Genomic DNA, 16,678 nt, shown 5'->3' on the forward strand with positions numbered 1-16,678 from the left:
GTCCTCCTGTCGCAATTACGTCTATTCCCTAGTGTGTAATAAAGGGGGACAAGACACCCGTGGGAATTGTTACTACCATTACCAAGCTTGCAGGGGAATGAATGATGGGCGGAGAAGCTGTAGAGAGCGATGAACGGTCGTTCATTTTATAAAACAGCGGGAGACCAGCGAGGAGAGAAGAAATGATGCGCGTACGAGCCATATCAGATCGTGATTACTTGAACATGATTCGCGTGAGCAGACGTCAGGCACCGGCAAGCCTCTGGATAAAAGGCGCAAGCGTTCTGAATGTGTACACAAAAGAATGGCAAGAGCATCACGTCGCAGTGGCAGGAGAGCGTATTGCTTATGTAGGAGAAAAAGAGCCGTTGGTCGATGACCAGACCGTGATCATAGAGGCGACTGGGCAATATCTCGTGCCGGGTTACATCGAGCCTCACGCGCATCCGTTTCAATGGTATAACCCTTACACGTTGGCTGACTTTGCTTTGCAGACGGGAACGACTGGTATGGTGTCGGACACGTTAATGCTCATGCAACTGCCCTTTTCGCAAACGGCAGCGATCATGGATTCTTTGGCAGCACATCCCGTGAAGCAATTTTTCTGGGGCAGACTCGATCCGCAGACAGGGAAAGCTCATCCGTCGTTCACGAAGGAAAATTTGGCGCGAATGCTGGAACATCCACGCGTGATCCAGGGCGGGGAGTTGACGAATTGGGGCGGTGTTTTACAAGAGGATGAGACGCTGCTTTTTGGTTTGAAGCATACGCAGGACTTGGGCAAAAGGATGGAGGGGCATCATCCGGGGGCGTCATACGAGACATTGAACATTGCCGCAGCAGCCGGCATAACAGCTTGTCATGAGGCTATCCATGCTGCTGATTTGCTGTCGCGCATCCGTTTAGGCATGTATGCGACACTGCGCCATTCATCTATTCGCCCTGATCTGCCTGAGCTGGTAAAGGGCTGGCTGGAGTTGGGGGTGCCGTGGTCTTCACGGATGATGCTGACATCGGATGGAAGCACGCCGCCGATGCATCGTGACGGGTTCATGGATAGTACGCTCCGTGTTGCTATGGAAGCGGGAATGCCGCCAGAAGAAGCGTATGTCATGGCGACGCTGAACCCGGCTGTTTATTATGGGCTGGACGCGGAGATCGGAGGAATTGCGCCAGGTCGAATCGCCGATATGCTATTGTTGACGGTAAAGGATCAACCGACTCCATCCATCGTGATTGCGAATGGACAACGGGTGGCAGAAAAAGGGACTCTGCTCGTTCCAACTGTTCAGCCACAATGGGAGGAAGCTTCGTTACGATTGGCAGATCCATTGAAAAAACAGGCACATCCTGATTGGTTCCGCCTGCGGCCAGATGCGGACGGCAGGACCGCTGTGCTACAGATGCTGAATGCCGTTATCACGCGGCTGTCACTAGAGGACATGCCCGTTGATCAGGATGGATATGTATCCTTGCAGCATGATCCGCAGTTGGCATTGATCGCTATTATTGATGCAAATGGAGGCAACCGAACAATGGCAGTGCTTCATGGCTTCGGTGAGAATCTCGAAGGGCTAGCCAGTACCTATTCAGCTTCTGGCGATTGGATCGTAATCGGACGCGATCCCCAAGCGATGGCGCAAGCACTGGAGCGTATTCGGGAAATAAAAGGTGGAGTCGTCCTAATCGATGAAGGAAAAATCATTTGCGAATGCCCATTGCCTCTTGCTGGAAAATTCGCGTCGGCACCGATGGAGGAAGTGATCAGCATGGGTGAAAATTTGGTAAATCAACTCCGTTCCAAAGGACATGTCCATCTCGATCCGATTTATTCGCTTTTGTTTTTTACGGCTACCCATTTGCCGTATGCACGTCTAACGGCAACAGGTATTGTCGACGTGAAGAGTGGGCAAATCGTCGTTCCGGCACTTCCTCTACCTTGAGGGAGTGTTTTTTTGCGGTCACACAAACGATCGTGATCGTTTGTGAATCAATGATATATGAATATAAAATATATTTTACTTCTTGTAAATTATCAGATTTATTTTAAAATAAAAACAACCAAGCCTATCTATCTTTATCCCCGAAGAGTATCGTTTTTGAAAGTCGCAACCTGGCTAACATGGTGGATAGATTGGGTAACAAGAACAAAGAATGATAGAAGGGGGATTCATTCTGAATGAAAAAGCGTTCTTATGTGGGGGTTTTATCTGCGGTATTGGCTGCGAGTATGGCATTAACAGGTTGCGCAGGAAACAGCAATTCAAGCGGAGGAAGTAACGCAAGCGGCGGGCAAAGTCAGCCAGCCCCAGGCAACAGTGGTGGAGGAACGACCGAGGGTGGCCTCATCAAAATTGCCACACAATCTCCTCTGTCCGGGAGCAATTCTGCTATCGGAGATGCGATTAAGACTGGCGCTGGTTACGCTCTCGAAAAGCGCAAGGAAGAATTTAAAGCACTTGGATTTGATCTCCAGCTTTTCCCTCAGGACGATCAAGGCGACCCGAAAATTGGGGTATCGAATGCGGAGATGCTCATCTCTGATCCCGATGTGTACGGTGTAGTCGGGCATTATAACACAGGGGTTGCAATTCCATCGTCTGTAAAGTACGACGAAGGCAAGCTGGTCATGGTATCCCCGGCAAATACAGGGGTGAAGCTCACGGAGGAAGGCAAGAAAACCGTCCATCGAATCTGTGCTCGCGATGACGCACAAGGACCAAAGGCTGCTCTTTATGCAAAAAATACACTTGGTGTAAAAACGGCCTATATTATCCATGATAAGACAGCGTACGGCCAAGGTCTGAGCGATCAAGTGAAGATGCAATTCGAAAAGGACGGAGTCCAAATCCTTGGCTTTGAGGGCATCACCCAGGGCGAAAAGGACTACAGCGCGGTACTTAACCAGGTAACGGTGAAAAACCCGGACATCATCTTTTTCGGGGGCCTATATCCAGAAGGTGGAATTTTGATCAAGCAAGCTCGTGAAAAAGGATTTAAGGGTTATTTTATGGGTGGCGATGGCTTGGATTCTTCTGATATGATAAAAATAGCCGGTAATGCTGTCGAAGGTGTAGTCTTTACGTCAGTAGCAGGGGACGTAACGCAAACCGAAGAGGGCAAAAAATGGGCTGAAGAGTACAAGAAAGCCACAAATAAGCCTCTGGAAACCTATTCCGTCTATGGTTTCGACTCCATGAACGTCATCCTCAATGGTGTCTTGGAAGCTGCCAAAGAGAACGGAGGCAAAAAACCAACCCGCGAGCAAGTCCTCGATGCAGTCCACAAAACCAAAGATTTTCAGGGTCAATTCACCAAGGTTACCTTTGATGAAAAAGGTGACAACACAAATGCAGACGTGTTCATTTACAAGTTTGACAAGGACAAATCCATTTTCGTAGGCAAGGCCGAGTAATCACACCACACAACGCGCACACACTCCCATGCCTCATACCAGGATAGGGGGCTGCACGCCAGTGTTGGCCCCTTTTCCACGAGAAAACACGTCCAGTCAACGAAGCGAATGCAGAAAATTTGTACAAGTCTACAAGGGAAATGAGGGATGGGAAAGCATGATCAATATTTTGCCTCAGGTGTTGGTTGACGGATTGACACTTGGATTTATGTACGCAGTTGTGGCTTTGGGCTACACAATGGTTTATGGGATTTTGGAAATTATCAACTTTGCCCATGGAGACATTTTCATGGTCGGAGCCTTTATCGGTACAGAGGTATTGTTGATCTCTGATGCGTTAGGGGCACTTGAAGGTATGAATCCATTTGTCGCACTTTTCATAACACTCATAATTGCCATGGTATTAACTGGTGCCTTGGGGGTAGGAATTGAGAGGATTGCCTATCGACCATTGCGTGGAGCACCTCGTCTTGTGCCGTTGATTTCGGCGATAGGTGTATCGTTTTTGCTGCAAGACCTCGTACGTTTTACAGAAGCACTGGCTCGCAATGAATTTTATCTGAACAGTCCTGCTCTTTTTACAGGCTCGATTCCATTAGGAAGTATTGCTACGATTCCAACAAAAGGCTTGATCGTGATCGTAATTGCAATCGTCATGATGATTGCGTTGACGTTGTTTGTGAATAAAACAAAGTGGGGAATCGCCATGCGCGCCGTCGCACAGGACCAGAGTACGGCTTCGCTGATGACCATAAATGTAAACAAAGTAATCATGCTTACGTTTTTGATTGGATCCAGCCTGGGTGGCGCGACAGGCGTTCTGTTTGCGCAAAACTACGGGACGATCGATCCTTATATCGGTTTTATTCTCGGTCTAAAAGCATTTACAGCTGCCGTACTCGGCGGGATTGGGAACCTCCGTGGTGCGATGATCGGTGGCGTACTCCTCGGTCTTCTGGAATCCTTGTCCGGTGCCTTTATGGGGCCGTTGACCAACGGAGCCTTTGGTGCAGAGTACAAAGACGTATTCGCGTTCAGTATTTTAATTCTCGTGCTTCTCTTCAAGCCAGAAGGACTGTTTGGCGAAGCTGTAAAAGAGAAAGTGTAGGTGAAATAAATGGCAAATTTCGCTTGGAAATCGTTCAAAGGCATTCCGCTCGTATTCACGTTGATCTGGATTGTAGGCTTTTCTGTTGCATTGTACCTGATGGATAAATCAGTGATCGCGTTTCTCGGCATTCTTTCATCCATTGTGCTTGTTTATTACACCAATACCACCAAATCAATCAAAATGGCGATTGGCGCTATCGTTCTCCTCCTAATCATTCCATTGGTAGCCGGTGAAAACCGTTACTACATGGAGGTAGCCTCACAGGTAGGCATTTACGTAGCGATGGCTTTGGGCTTGAATATCGTAGTAGGCTTTGCTGGTTTGCTTGACTTGGGTTACGTCGCGTTTTTTGCTGCTGGGGCGTATGCGTACGCGATTTTCTCGACCTCGCAAGCGAATGAGTTTATTGCAGGGAATCTGTTCCCACTCTCTGGTGAGTGGTTTTGGCCATTTCTCATAGTCGGCTTGATTGTGGCTGCTGTTTTCGGAATATTGCTAGGATTGCCAGTTCTCAGAGTAAAAGGCGATTACCTCGCAATCGTGACCTTGGGCTTCGGTGAAATTATTCGCATTGTCTTCAACAACCTGGACAAGCCCATCAACATCACCAACGGTCCGCAGGGAATTACGCCGATTCCGTCTCCTGAGCTGTTTGGGGTCAAGATGGGGACGCCGTTTTACTTTTACTTTATCGTGTTGTTTGTGATTGCCTTTATCGTATTGGCGAATATACGCTTTGAGCATTCCCGTTTGGGACGGGCATGGATTGCGGTACGTGAGGATGAGCTGGCTGCCCAGTCCATGGGGATTTCTTTGTTGAATACCAAGCTGGCTGCATTTGCATTGGGTGCTTCCTTCGCTGGTGTCGTGGGTGTTATCTTTGCGGCCAAGCAGACGTTTATCGATCCGACCTCCTTTACGCTGATGGAATCGATCGGGATATTGGTGATGGTTATTCTGGGTGGTAGTGGCAGCATTCCAGGCGTTGTGCTTGGAGCCGCATTTGTGACCATCTTGCAGGTACAGCTGTTAAAAGAATTCTCCAACTTCCTGCACAGTCTGCAAAATTCGGGGATCATCAGTTTGCCGAACCAGCTGGACCCATCCAAGTTCCAGCGCCTCATTTTCGGAATCATGCTCATTCTCGTAGCCTTGTATCGCCCTAACGGATTGATTCCGGCCAAACGGAAGAAAAACGATCTCGATGCGATCAAAAAGAGCGAGTTTGGCAAAGAAAAGCTGGGGATTCTCGGCAGACTGTCCCAATTGACTTCTGGAAAACAGTCATAGCGGACGAGGAGGGAAATGAGCATGGCATTGTTAGAGGCAAAAAATTTGACGAAGCGCTTTGGTGGCTTGGTAGCCAATCAAGACGTCTCGATTGACATCGAAAAGGGAAGCATTACGGCGGTAATCGGGCCGAATGGAGCCGGAAAAACGACTTTTTTCAATATGATTACCGGATTTTACGAGCCAGACGAGGGAGAAATTCTGCTGAATGGCAAAAGCATCAAGAAGCTTCGTCCGGATCAGATCGCGAGTCGCGGTATCACCCGTACCTTTCAAAACATTCGTCTGTTCAAGGAAATGACGGCTTTGGAAAATGTCATGGTGGGTGTGCATAGCCGCTTATCGGCTGGAATTCTTGGAATCTTGTTCAACTCCAAACGTGTACGCCAGGAGGAAGAGCGGACGCGCGTCGAGGCTTATCAGCTCATGGAGTATGTCGGGATCGCGCATATTGCCAATGAAGCGGCAGGGAGTCTGCCTTACGGGTTGCAACGACGCTTGGAAATCGCCCGGGCGATGGCGACCAATCCGCAAATTATTTTGCTCGATGAGCCAGCGGCAGGGATGAACCCTCGCGAAACGATTGAGATGACGGATTTTATTCGTCGGCTGAAAAAAGAGCTCGATTTGACGATTATCTTGATTGAGCATGACATGAAGCTGGTCATGGGACTTAGCGAATACATTCACGTGCTGGATTACGGGAGAAAAATTGCAGAAGGAACACCCGAACAAATCCGCAACAACCCTAACGTCATTGAGGCCTATCTCGGAAAAAGTGCGTCGGACGTGTCGTAGAAGGAGGAAAATCGATGGCATTGCTAGAGCTGACTAACGTTCATACGTATTACGGCGGCATCCACGCATTAAAAGGTTTGAGCATAACTGTAAACGAAGGCGAAGTAGTGACGCTGATCGGTTCCAACGGGGCGGGTAAATCGACCACGTTGAAAACGATATGTGCACAGACCCGTGCCAAAGAAGGAAAAGTCATCTTCAATGGCAGAGACATTACGCAGATGCGTACACATGATATTGCTTTAGCAGGAATCGCTCACGTCCCGGAAGGCCGCCGTATTTTTCCAAAGCTGACCGTACGCGAGAATTTGGAGATGGGTGCCTTCAGTGTATCCGATAAAAAGGTGATAGAAGAAGGAATCGAGCGCGCCTTTGCTTACTTTCCACGCCTGAAGGAACGGGTCAATCAAAAAGGCGGCACGATGTCCGGTGGAGAGCAGCAAATGTTGGCGATTGCTCGTGGACTGATGATGAAGCCAAAAATTCTCATGCTCGATGAACCGTCGATGGGATTGGCGCCGATTCTGGTGGAGCAGATTTTTGACATCGTTACGGAGCTGAACAAGGAAGGCATGACGATTCTCTTGGTCGAGCAAAATGCGAATCAAGCGCTGTCTGTCGCGCATCGCGGTTATGTGATTCAGACAGGCGAAATTATTTTGCAAGACGATGCCCAGACATTATTAATGAATCCGCAGGTAAGAGAGGCGTATTTGGCGTAATAGTGGTGTAATAGAAACGTGAGTACCGATGGGGATTTTTGCTCCCGTCGGTTTTTCATTTATTCAGCGAGGAGGAAGTGGCTTGCTAGATATTAGTCCCCGCTTTGTAGAAGGGAGCGAGCCTCTCTATCTACAGCTTTATCGCTATTTTTGTACAGAAATCCAAGGGAGGCGCTTGATCTCTGGGACGCGTCTTCCTTCTGTTCGGGCATTGAGCGGATTTTTGCAAGTGAGTAAAACGACTGTCGAGAGCGCCTATCACCAGCTCATGGCAGAAGGCTACATCGAGAGTCGGGAGCGCAGCGGATTTTATGTGGTCGATGTGGACTGGGATGGTCCAGTGCCTGTACCTACAGGGAAAGGGCAGCAACCTGCTAAAACGACTTACGTCCAAACAACTCCATCTAGGCCCTCAGCAGTTCCGATCCAATATGATTTTCACCAAGCGCGCGTTGATGCCGAGCATTTTCCTTTTGACCGTTGGCGCAAGTACACCAACCAATGCATGCAGGAAGAAAACAAGCATGTGCTCTACTACGGCGACCGACAAGGAGAGCCGCAGCTACGGGAGGAGCTCGCACGCTATCTCGGACGAGCTCGGGGAGTGCAAGCTACGCCGGAACAAATTGTGATTGGTGCGGGGACGCAGGTGATCATCAGCTTATTGGGGTTCCTATTCGGGACACGTGGACAGGCTGTAGCGATGGAGGAGCCGGGCTATCACGGTGTTCGTACTGTATTCTCCCATTTGGGCTATGATGTGCGCCCGATCAGACTGACAGAGGATGGGATTGATGTGGAAGCGCTCAGTGAGAGTGGAGCGCGGCTGGTTTATATCACCCCCTCTCATCAGGACCCTTCCGGAATTGTCATGCCGTATGCCAAACGGCTAAAGCTGCTACACTGGGCGAATCAGACGGGGAGCTACATCATAGAGGACGACTACGATGGGGAGTTTCGCTATCATGGCAAACCGATTCCTTCCCTTCAGGGGCTAGATACGCAAGGACGCGTTATTTATTTGGGGACGTTTTCCAAGGCCTTGCTACCGTCGATTCGGATGAGCTATATGGTTTTGCCGCAAGCGTTATTGGCGGTGTTTCAGGAGAAATTGGCGGATTTTGACCAGTCGGCATCGCGTATTCATCAGGAGACGCTGGCCATGTTCATGAAAAATGGCGATTGGGAGCGGCATATTCGCAAGATGCGGACGCTTTATCGCAAAAAGCATGGAGTGCTGCTTCGATGCTTGCAGGAACAGCTGGGGGCGTACATCTGGGTCAAGGGTCAGGATGCCGGGCTGTCTGTGACGGTAGAAGTGAAAAGTGAGAGTACTCCGCAACAGTTGACCCAATTTGCGGCTGCATCAGGCGTTCGTGTCTATCCAACCGCACATAAATGGATCCATCCACAGGAAAATGGACTGCCGGCTTTTCAGTTCGGCTTCGGGGGGCAGACCATCGAGGAGATTGAGGATGGCATTCGTCTGTTGAAACGTGCATGGGAGCCTTATTTGCAAGTAGAAGGAGAAAATAAAAACCCAATCCAAGGGATCGGGTGAAGGAACGCTGAGAAAAAATGAAAAGCAGCATCCCAAAAAGGGAGTGCTGCAAATAATTAAGGGACGTACTGTTCTGTAACTTTTGTGATGATGCCATTCTTTACTTCAACGTGGAATGGTATCTGATAAGGAATTCCCTTAGAAAGCACGAACTTTTTAAAAGTATCGGTGTTTACTGCTTCATTCCAATGGAAATTCCCATCTTTTTGTGTAGAGTTGGTTTGAAGAGTAAAGGAAGCCTTTGGAGAAACTTCAAACGTTCTAATTTTAGGACTGCTATTACGAATGTAATATGGCATTGGATAGTCTTCTTTTTCCGATGGATGATCTTGACGATAAGCTTTTACTGCTGCCTCACCGAAAAACCATTGAACATAGTCAAGTGAGACGAGTAGCTTTCCATTTTTCACTTGTAACGATTTCACATAGGCCATTGATTTTTCAAGGGTATTTCCTTGTTTATCCTTGCTGCTTGTTGGAACAATTACTTGGGGAGGAACAGGCGCAACTGTTCCTTGCTGTGGAGCTGCATGAGCGTCAGTAACAAGCAATGAACAGAATAACAAAGAAGAAAGCAGCAAATATGTTTTTCTCATAGGGTGTCATTTCCTTTCTGTACACGAAATACTATTCACAAGTAGTAGACGAAAAAATAACAAAACCGTTTCTCCTCAAGATGAAAAATTTAACATAACTATATCGAGTGAAAAGTAAGTGAACGGAATGAGCCGTTATCAAACAAGTGAGTTAGCATGAAGAGCAGCCTCCTGTCATCAGAGCAGACTGATGAACAGGAGGTTTTTTCATGGCATCTTAAACTGATGATTTCAAGACATTCGATACCCTAACTGTGCCGACATCGCACGTACCGTCGCTAGCGTTTCTTGTAAAATCTCTTCTTGTTTCGGCATCACGCGGTCGGAGGGACCGATGACGCTGACGGATGCAGTTACGTGCCCAGTTGAATCAAAAATCGGGGCAGCGATTCCAGTCACTCCTGTATTGCGTCGATTCGAGCTGATTTCATAGCCGCGCTCGCGGATCGTCACCAAATCCGCTTTGATTTGCTCAATCGACGTGTACGAATGAGGCGTGTAGCTTTTCAGCGGATGTTCCTGCAAAATCTCATCCTGAAACTCCTCTGGCTGATAGGCAAGCAAAACCCTTGCAGCAGAGGTAGAGTAAAGAGGGAAACGCCGAAAGGATTCTACGGTAAAGCGAACAGGATGAAGCGAATCCTCTTTGGCTACATAGATCGCGTCCTTAGAATCTTGTACACATAAGACCGCCAATTCGTTTGTCCGTGAGACAAGCTGGTCTAAGAACGGTTTGGAAAAATCAACGATATCGTGATTCGTGAGCACCTTAGTGCCCAGCTCCAAAAGCGTGTAGCCAAGCGTATACTGCTTGGTTTTTTCATTTTGGCGGATAAAGCCTTCAGACTCCAGCGTGGACAGGAGCTTGTGAACGGCTCCCTTGGACAACTGGAGTTTTTTGCTGAGCTCCGTTACCCCGAGTTCCTTTGGAGAATCGAGAAATATTTTTAACAGCCGACAGCCATTTCGAACAGAAGACAATACTTGGTCCATAAAAAGGTCTCCTTTAACGTACAGTAGCCCTTCTATAAAGAAGAGTCTCGATTGAAGTTATTTTACCATTAGAAAGAATGCTGACAAGCCTGTAATTGGGGCAATGGTGCTTCTAGTACGACTACCTTGAATAGTCAGTATCTTTATGCTAGTATAGCATTATCGTTCTTGAATAGGAAACGTCGTTCTCTATTCGTGAACAATATAGACAATCGGGGGTCGAACTTACATGAAGAAAAAGGCATTATCCGTCTTGTCCATTTTCGCTTTGACTGGTTCCTTGCTGGCTGGATGTGGCTCCTCCACGCCGCAAACATCTGCTCCTGCACCGGCTGCTGGCAACAATAGCGGCACCGAAGCACAAGCTCAGCTGGAAGACACACTGGTAGTAGCAGGAAACGGCGCGACCGTTGAAAAGATGATGAAGAATGAAGTCTTCAAGAAGTTTAACGAGAAGTATCCGAATGTAAAGCTGACCTATGTTTCTGGTGTTTCCACGGAGATTGTAGCGAAGGTTAAGGCACAGAAAAATGCTCCGCAAATCGACCTGACAATCGTTGAAGGCGGCGAACAAGAGAAGGGACGTCAAGAAGGCTTGTGGGAAACGGTATCCGCAACAGATATCCCGAACATGAAAAACGTGCCAGAAGATTTGCGTGTGACGGAGGATAGCGGTGTAGTTGTAAACTTCACGCCGATGGGGATTTCCTACAATGCGGATCTGGTAAAAGAAAAAGGCTTGCCTGTACCGAAGTCCTGGAATGACCTGGCGAAGCCTGACGTGAAAGGCTATATCACGATGACGGACGTAGCGAGCAACTTCGGACGTTCAACGATGATCATGCTGGCGTACGCAAATGGCGGGTCTGAGAAAGACATCGAACAAGGCTTCAAACAAATGGAAACGATTGCAGGATACATGCCGACCTTTGCGAAGAGTGCAGCACAGCTTCAGCAAAATCTGCAAAACAAAAGCGCAGCGTACACCACTTGGACAATGGCGCGCAGCTTGACACAAAAAGAAGCAGGCGTACCATTGGAGTTCGTTTTCCCTGAAGAGGGTGGAAACATCGTACCGAACGTAGCTACGCTGGTAAAAGGTTCGAAGAGTCCAAAAGCGGCAAAAGCATTCGTCGATTTCCTTTTGACAGATGAAATTCAAACGATGTACGCAACGAAGCTGTACTACAATCCGGCAACCTCTGTGAAGCTGCCAGACGATGTAGCGAAAACATTGGAATTCGATCGTACAAAGGTTGTCAACTTCGACTATAGCGTAGTGAGCAAGGAAACATCTGCTTGGCTGGATCGCTTTAACAAAGAAATCGCACCTAAAACAGGAAAGTAGGTATTCACGTGACCAAGGTGATTGACGTTGAACTGCGCGGCATCATGAAAAAATTTCAAAGCAATGTCGTGGTTCAAAACTTCAACCTGCAGGTGGAGCAGGGCGAATTCATCTCGTTTCTCGGCCCATCTGGTTGCGGTAAGACCACGACCTTGAATATGATTGCCGGTTTTTTGGACCCGGATGGCGGGGACCTGTTGATCAAAGGGCAGCGAATGAATGGCGTGCCTCCGTACAAACGGGAGCTGGGCATGGTGTTTCAGACGTACTCATTGTTCCCTCATATGACCGTGGCGGAAAACATCGCCTACGGCTTGAAATTGCGCAAAGTGAACAAGCAAGAAATGCAAGAGCGTGTGAATCGTGTACTCGGGCTGGTCAAGCTGCCAAACGTAGCAGATCGCTATCCGAAACAACTTTCCGGCGGACAACGCCAGCGGATTGCGATTGCACGGGCGCTTGTTATTGAGCCGTCGCTCCTGCTGTTGGATGAGCCGCTCAGTAACTTGGATGCCAAACTTCGGGAAGAGCTTCGCGATGAGTTAAAGCGCTTACATCACGAAATCGGCGTTACGACTATTTTCGTTACCCATGATCAGGAAGAGGCGCTAGCACTCTCTGATCGCATCGTGGTCATGAATCACGGATTCGTGGAGCAAATCGGTACACCGCTGGAGATTTACAATCAGCCCGCTTCTGAATTCGTACATACCTTCATCGGTAAGACGAACCGTTTGGAAGGGGAAGTCATCGGAATGGACGGGGATGAACTCACGCTGCGGACGACTGGTGGAATGCTCGTGAAGGCGGCAAAGCAACAGCGAACCGTGGCACTCCATGAAAAAGTGATCATTTTTATCCGACCAGAGAAAATAAAACTGACCGATACAGCAGTTAGTGAGGAAGCGAATCGGGTAAAAGGACATTTGCAGCTTGCCTCCTTCCTGGGCTCGTACACAGAATGTGAGGTCAAGGTCGGGGAGCATACGCTCTCGGTAAAAGTCCAAATGACCGATAGTTCGGTCGACCGCCAAGAAGGTCAAACGGTTTACTGTCAATGGAACGCGGACGACGTATTGGTCATGCCCGCAGGAAGGGGATGACGGATGAGCAAGCGTCTCTCGGTTACATTGTTGACAGCACCTGCGATGATTTTGCTGCTTGGCGTATTCATCCTCCCGATGCTGATGATGCTTTTGCTCAGCTTTCAGGATGAGAATCAAGCGTTCTCTTTGCACAATTATTCATTATTTATACAAGATCCTTACTACTTGGAGATTCTTTGGCGGACGATTCGCGTGAGTCTCTGGACGGTACTGGTAAGTCTCTTGCTCGGATTTCCTGTAGCGATGTACATGGCGCAGGCTACAGGGAAAATGCGTGGAATCGTCACGATGCTGATCCTGGCCCCTCACCTCATCAGTGTTGTTATTCGCAACTTCGGTTGGGTAGTGGTTTTGGGGGAAAAAGGGTGGATCAATGAGACGTTGATCAGTCTGGGTCTGATCGATCAACCGTTGCGGCTGTTGTACAACGAGCTGGGTATTGTGATCGGTCTGACGGATTCCTTCGTTGCCTACATGGTTCTGGCGATTGCAACCAGCTTGTATGCCATCGATCCGTCCTTGAATAAGGCGGCATCAATTTTGGGGGCTTCCCGCGTACGTACGTTTTTCAGTGTGACATTGCCCTTGTGTTTGCCGGGGATTATTGCTGGTACGACACTGGTGTTCAGCTTATCGATGAGTGCTTTTGTGACACCAGCCTTAATGGGCGGCACTTCCGTGAAGGTCTTGCCTGTCATTGCCTATGAGCAAATCATGGCGACATTGAACTGGCCTTTGGGCGCGGCGCTTGCCTTCCTGCTTTTGGGAAGCACGATTCTATTGGTGACTTTGTATACGAAGCTGATTGAAACCAAGCGGTATAAAGAGGTGTTTGCGTCATGAAAAAAATAAACGTACTCGGACTCATCACGTTCTTTGTGCTTGTTTTGGTCAATCTGCCGTTTCTGGTCATTATCCCAAGCTCCTTTACGGCAGCCGGATACCTCGCTTTTCCGCCCGAAGGATTTTCGTGGCAGTGGTATGAAATGATTTTGGATCGGCCGGAGTTCATCGATTCGCTGTGGATCAGTCTAAAGCTGGCTACGGTAACGGCGATTTTGGCGACTTTCTTAGGGACATTGGCTGCATTCGCGCTGTCCAAATACAAGTTTCGTGGGAGCGGCATCATCAACGCACTAATGCTTTCACCGCTTACCGTTCCTTCGCTCATTATCGGGATTTCCGCGCTGCTGTTTTTCACCCGAATTGGTATCGCGGGGACGTTTACAGGACTTTTGCTGGCGCACATGCTGATCTCGATTCCGTATGTCGTTAGGCTGGTGCTCACAGGGCTTAGCTCGTTCGATTATACGCTGGAAAAAGCGGGATACATGCTGGGGGCCCATCCGCTTCGGGTGTTCTGGGATATTACGTTGCCACTGTTGCGTCCGGCCATCGTGTCGGGGATGATCTTTTCGTTCTTGACGTCGTTTGACAATGTGACGGTTTCCTTATTCTTGGTGGCACCGGATACGACGACGCTGCCACTCGCGATTTTCACCTATATGCAGGAGACACTTGACCCGTTGGTGGCTTCGATATCCTCCGTGGTCATCCTGCTGAGTCTGGTGTTCATCGTCTTGTTGGAAAAAGTGTACGGACTAGAGCGCCTGTTCGGACTCAATTCACAATCTCATTAAGGAAGAGGCACTATGTCAATCCACACTTATGTACAAGAGAATATGCCCCACTATCTTCAGTTACTTGAAGAGTCAGTTAACATGGACTCGCCTTCTCGTGACAAACAGCTGGGTGACCGCATGGCGGGCTGGTTCGCCCTGCAGTTTCAACGGCTGACAGGGGGAGTAGCAGAGCTGATCCCGAATAAGACGTATGGCGATCAGGTGCGCTGTACGCTGGGCAACGGGGAAAAACAAATCCTCATCATCGGCCATTACGATACCGTATGGCTAGAAGGAGAGGCAGCTCGCCGACCGTTTGCGATCCGGGATGAAAAAGCGTACGGTCCGGGCGTATACGATATGAAAGCGGGCGTTTTGCAAGCAATGTTTGCCATGCGGGCATTGGTAAAGCTGGATCGCCTGCCAGCAGATAAAAAAATCGTGCTCTTATTAACCAGTGACGAGGAGATCGGCAGCCCGACTTCTCGCCGACTGGTAGAAGAAGAAGCCGCGCGTTCGGTGGCGAGCTTTGTGTTGGAGCCGCCAACCGAACCAAGCGGCGCACTCAAAACATGGCGGAAGGGAAGCGCCCATTTTACCTTGGCAGTCAGTGGTATTTCCTCACACGCGGGCGTCGATCATCAAAAAGGTGTCTCTGCTATTGAAGAGCTGGCGAGACAGGTGCAATTTCTGCATGCCTTGACCGATTACGAGAAAGGAACGACCGTCAATGTGGGTGTCATCAAGGGCGGGATTGGCTCCAATGTCGTAGCGGATTCGGCAGAAGCTGAAATTGACGTGAGATTTATCTCGATGGAAGAGGCACTACGCATTGAGAAGGTAATGAGCGAACTCACACCAGTGCTCGCCGGTACAAACATCAGCGTAAAGGGAGGCATTCGCCGACCGCCGATGGAGCGAACCGAAGAGACAGGCAAATTATTTTCCCTTGCACAATCGATTAGCATCAATGAACTAGGGATGGCTTTGGAAGAGTCGGGTACAGGTGGAGTCAGCGATGGCAATTTCGCGGCCGCTTGCGGAGTACCGACGCTGGATGGACTTGGTGTAAAAGGTGGTTACGCCCACTCGCCGGATGAATGGATCGAACTGGGAGAAATATCGACGCGCGCTACCTTGTTGGCGCGGTTGATAGAGGAAGTATAGAGAGAAGCAAGAGAAAAAGAGAAGAAGCACCTGCCTGATGCGTAAGATGGTTGCATCAGGGCAGGTGCCTTTTTGTGTGGAAAAAGAGAGGCTATTGCTTCGAGGATGTATTAAGTTTTTTCACAAAGCTATTAAGGTAGTTCGCTCCGCGGCTGGTGAGGATACCAGCTAGCACGGCAGAAACGTAGTAGCCGCTGCCCTCAAGACCAAAGGGGTTGACTTGAAAAGCGAGGGAGAGCGAAATGCCAATGAGGATAGAGAGGATATAAGTGGAGCGGTCTTTTAGTACGGGGAAGGCATTCTTTAAAATTTCGGTAACGGCTTCAATCAAGATTGCCATAAAAGTTAGCAGACTCAGGCTGTGAATGAATGGGTCCATGTCAATCAAAGGTTGATCCTCCTTTTGCTAGTAGAGCGGGGCGTACTTCGGGGAAAACATCCAGTCGATATTCATTTGGAAGGGAATTAATTCGCGAGGCGAGATTTCGCCCCAACAGGTAGGTGTCACCTTTGTGGATGACTTCTTGTGGAGGAGGTCGGCCGGATCGGCAACATCTAGGAAACCCTCGCTTGCATGTACGTTTTGAGTTCGGTCTCCAGCTCTTTGACACGGTACTCCAGCTGTTGTCTTTCTACGACCAGCGTCGTGTATTTATCTCGCCACTCCTGCACGATGGTTTCAAGCTCCATGCAACGGTTGCGCCAAACATGGAGTTCTTCTCGAAGCTTGTCCATTTCCTGACGAAGCTCCTGGCGAATTTGCTGGTTCTCCTGCGAGATTTGTTGCCTGTCTGTAATCATCAACTCTTTTTTGTTGTTGTGGCGAGCAACCAGATAAGTGACGATTGCCGTCAGTACACTGGATACTACCAAGGGGAGGGTGGAAGAGTTGAGTAGTGTTTGGATCATCCGTTTATTCACCTGCTTTCTCTTGTGAGGTCTATATATA

General features: G+C 48.9%; 16 protein-coding genes. 12 read left to right on the forward strand and 4 right to left on the reverse strand.

Features of this window, described 5'->3' with window-relative positions; translation table 11 throughout:
* Positions 1–185: 185 nt before the first annotated feature.
* From ACUUHJ_RS03740 to pdxR, 7 genes are all read left to right on the forward strand, one after another.
* The gene (locus ACUUHJ_RS03740; protein WP_472301137.1) at positions 186–1,943 is read left to right on the forward strand and encodes an adenine deaminase C-terminal domain-containing protein; all 1,758 of its coding nucleotides are present in this window, start codon (positions 186–188) and stop codon (positions 1,941–1,943) included.
* Between the two features lie 236 nt (positions 1,944–2,179).
* Positions 2,180–3,415, forward strand: coding sequence for a branched-chain amino acid ABC transporter substrate-binding protein (locus ACUUHJ_RS03745; protein WP_472298271.1), 1,236 nt, complete (start codon positions 2,180–2,182; stop codon positions 3,413–3,415).
* Positions 3,416–3,476: 61 nt separating this feature from the next.
* Positions 3,477–4,523: a branched-chain amino acid ABC transporter permease gene (locus ACUUHJ_RS03750; protein ID WP_289676053.1), complete on the forward strand. Its 1,047-nt coding sequence runs from the start codon at positions 3,477–3,479 to the stop codon at positions 4,521–4,523.
* 9 nt (positions 4,524–4,532) lie between these two features.
* Positions 4,533–5,816: a branched-chain amino acid ABC transporter permease gene (locus tag ACUUHJ_RS03755; protein WP_472298272.1), complete on the forward strand. Its 1,284-nt coding sequence runs from the start codon at positions 4,533–4,535 to the stop codon at positions 5,814–5,816.
* Between the two features lie 21 nt (positions 5,817–5,837).
* Complete coding sequence (locus tag ACUUHJ_RS03760; protein WP_172141833.1) at positions 5,838–6,614, forward strand: ABC transporter ATP-binding protein; 777 nt, start codon at positions 5,838–5,840, stop codon at positions 6,612–6,614.
* 14 nt (positions 6,615–6,628) lie between these two features.
* Positions 6,629–7,336 carry an ABC transporter ATP-binding protein gene (locus tag ACUUHJ_RS03765; RefSeq protein ID WP_472298273.1) on the forward strand — a complete coding sequence of 236 codons (708 nt, stop codon included), beginning with the start codon at positions 6,629–6,631 and terminating at the stop codon, positions 7,334–7,336.
* An 82-nt stretch (positions 7,337–7,418) separates the two neighbouring features.
* Positions 7,419–8,897, forward strand: a complete 1,479-nt coding sequence (gene pdxR, locus ACUUHJ_RS03770) for a MocR-like pyridoxine biosynthesis transcription factor PdxR (protein WP_472298274.1) — start codon at positions 7,419–7,421, stop codon at positions 8,895–8,897.
* A gap of 56 nt (positions 8,898–8,953) precedes the next feature.
* Here pdxR and ACUUHJ_RS03775 read toward each other — a convergent pair whose 3' ends face one another.
* Complete coding sequence (locus tag ACUUHJ_RS03775; RefSeq protein WP_472298275.1) at positions 8,954–9,493, reverse strand: hypothetical protein; 540 nt, start codon at positions 9,491–9,493, stop codon at positions 8,954–8,956.
* A 231-nt stretch (positions 9,494–9,724) separates the two neighbouring features.
* Entirely contained in the window at positions 9,725–10,486 is a 762-nt protein-coding gene (locus ACUUHJ_RS03780) for an IclR family transcriptional regulator (RefSeq protein ID WP_472298276.1), read from the reverse strand.
* 229 nt (positions 10,487–10,715) lie between these two features.
* On the opposite strand from ACUUHJ_RS03780, the gene ACUUHJ_RS03785 reads away from it, so the two are divergent.
* From ACUUHJ_RS03785 to ACUUHJ_RS03805, 5 genes are read left to right on the forward strand one after another with little or no spacing between them, the layout of a single operon-like run.
* Positions 10,716–11,834, forward strand: coding sequence for an ABC transporter substrate-binding protein (locus tag ACUUHJ_RS03785; protein ID WP_472298277.1), 1,119 nt, complete (start codon positions 10,716–10,718; stop codon positions 11,832–11,834).
* A gap of 8 nt (positions 11,835–11,842) precedes the next feature.
* Positions 11,843–12,937, forward strand: a complete 1,095-nt coding sequence (locus ACUUHJ_RS03790) for an ABC transporter ATP-binding protein (protein ID WP_289676059.1) — start codon at positions 11,843–11,845, stop codon at positions 12,935–12,937.
* 3 nt (positions 12,938–12,940) lie between these two features.
* The gene (locus tag ACUUHJ_RS03795; protein ID WP_012684368.1) at positions 12,941–13,783 is read left to right on the forward strand and encodes an ABC transporter permease; all 843 of its coding nucleotides are present in this window, start codon (positions 12,941–12,943) and stop codon (positions 13,781–13,783) included.
* Complete coding sequence (locus tag ACUUHJ_RS03800; RefSeq protein WP_289676060.1) at positions 13,780–14,580, forward strand: ABC transporter permease; 801 nt, start codon at positions 13,780–13,782, stop codon at positions 14,578–14,580. The genes ACUUHJ_RS03795 and ACUUHJ_RS03800 overlap by 4 nt, the downstream gene beginning before the upstream one ends.
* Before the next feature lie 12 nt (positions 14,581–14,592).
* Complete coding sequence (locus tag ACUUHJ_RS03805) at positions 14,593–15,729, forward strand: M20 family metallopeptidase (protein WP_472298278.1); 1,137 nt, start codon at positions 14,593–14,595, stop codon at positions 15,727–15,729.
* Between the two features lie 91 nt (positions 15,730–15,820).
* Here ACUUHJ_RS03805 and ACUUHJ_RS03810 read toward each other — a convergent pair whose 3' ends face one another.
* Positions 15,821–16,108, reverse strand: a complete 288-nt coding sequence (locus tag ACUUHJ_RS03810) for a hypothetical protein (protein WP_172801901.1) — start codon at positions 16,106–16,108, stop codon at positions 15,821–15,823.
* A 176-nt stretch (positions 16,109–16,284) separates the two neighbouring features.
* Positions 16,285–16,638, reverse strand: a complete 354-nt coding sequence (locus ACUUHJ_RS03815; RefSeq protein ID WP_376898198.1) for a hypothetical protein — start codon at positions 16,636–16,638, stop codon at positions 16,285–16,287.
* Between the last annotated feature and the right edge of the window lie 40 nt (positions 16,639–16,678).

The sequence above is a fragment of the Brevibacillus schisleri genome (genome assembly GCF_055685845.1).

Bases quoted from the DNA above. Each gene is read 5' to 3' on its own strand.
- ACUUHJ_RS03765 (WP_472298273.1), top strand. From the start codon at position 6,629: ATGGCATTGCTAGAGCTGACTAACGTTCATACGTATTACGGCGGCATC.
- ACUUHJ_RS03810 (WP_172801901.1), bottom strand. From the start codon at position 16,108: ATGGACCCATTCATTCACAGCCTGAGTCTGCTAACTTTTATGGCAATC.
- ACUUHJ_RS03740 (WP_472301137.1), top strand. From the start codon at position 186: ATGCGCGTACGAGCCATATCAGATCGTGATTACTTGAACATGATTCGC.
- ACUUHJ_RS03755 (WP_472298272.1), top strand. From the start codon at position 4,533: ATGGCAAATTTCGCTTGGAAATCGTTCAAAGGCATTCCGCTCGTATTC.
- ACUUHJ_RS03760 (WP_172141833.1), top strand. From the start codon at position 5,838: ATGGCATTGTTAGAGGCAAAAAATTTGACGAAGCGCTTTGGTGGCTTG.
- ACUUHJ_RS03800 (WP_289676060.1), top strand. From the start codon at position 13,780: ATGAAAAAAATAAACGTACTCGGACTCATCACGTTCTTTGTGCTTGTT.
- ACUUHJ_RS03780 (WP_472298276.1), bottom strand. From the start codon at position 10,486: ATGGACCAAGTATTGTCTTCTGTTCGAAATGGCTGTCGGCTGTTAAAA.
- ACUUHJ_RS03795 (WP_012684368.1), top strand. From the start codon at position 12,941: ATGAGCAAGCGTCTCTCGGTTACATTGTTGACAGCACCTGCGATGATT.
- ACUUHJ_RS03785 (WP_472298277.1), top strand. From the start codon at position 10,716: ATGAAGAAAAAGGCATTATCCGTCTTGTCCATTTTCGCTTTGACTGGT.
- ACUUHJ_RS03805 (WP_472298278.1), top strand. From the start codon at position 14,593: ATGTCAATCCACACTTATGTACAAGAGAATATGCCCCACTATCTTCAG.
- ACUUHJ_RS03775 (WP_472298275.1), bottom strand. From the start codon at position 9,493: ATGAGAAAAACATATTTGCTGCTTTCTTCTTTGTTATTCTGTTCATTG.
- ACUUHJ_RS03745 (WP_472298271.1), top strand. From the start codon at position 2,180: ATGAAAAAGCGTTCTTATGTGGGGGTTTTATCTGCGGTATTGGCTGCG.
- ACUUHJ_RS03815 (WP_376898198.1), bottom strand. From the start codon at position 16,638: ATGATCCAAACACTACTCAACTCTTCCACCCTCCCCTTGGTAGTATCC.